The organism is Mesorhizobium sp. M2A.F.Ca.ET.039.01.1.1, assembly GCF_003998035.1.
In the GTDB taxonomy this organism is placed as follows: domain Bacteria; phylum Pseudomonadota; class Alphaproteobacteria; order Rhizobiales; family Rhizobiaceae; genus Mesorhizobium.
The window spans coordinates 1-442 of the sequence record NZ_RZRY01001538.1 but is presented as its reverse complement, the minus strand read 5'-3'; the positions used below and the strand labels follow the sequence as shown (position 1 = coordinate 442).

The 442-nt window shown below is 55.2% G+C and carries 1 protein-coding gene; it reads left to right on the top strand.

Features of this window, described 5'->3' with window-relative positions:
- On the top strand, positions 1-386 hold a 386-nt coding region (locus EOA24_RS42705), incomplete at its 5' end, for a hypothetical protein (protein ID WP_210213674.1).
- Positions 387-442: the final 56 nt, after the last annotated feature.

Sequence of the window (442 nt, the reverse complement as noted above, 5' to 3'; positions counted from 1 at the left end):
GGGCAGGGCCATCCAGGGCAAGGCGGTGCAGGCCTAGTTTCGCCTTGAGCGGTATTTACGGAGCCATTGTGATCTTCGGTCGATATGCCGTTCTGACAGCAGCACTATTCGGCCCCGCCGGCTGCATCGTTGGCGAAACTTTTGATGTCGTTTACCTACACCGGGACACAGACGGCAAGGATGCCTCGTGCTCAAGCGGCACGTATGGCGTCAGCATGTCCGGACGAAGCAAGAATCCTCCACTTAATGTCACGCGATGTGTCGCGGCTTGTGAGAAGGCCGGTTTTGTCGTTGTCGGAAGCTTCCCTCGCCCTGATCTCTCGATTGAGACAAAGGGGATTGGCAACATTCCGGAAAGTGAATGCATGATATCGCATAAATCCTGACGGCGATCATTTCCGCTGATCGTTCGGCTCAAGCGAATTGGTGTGACAAGGAAGGC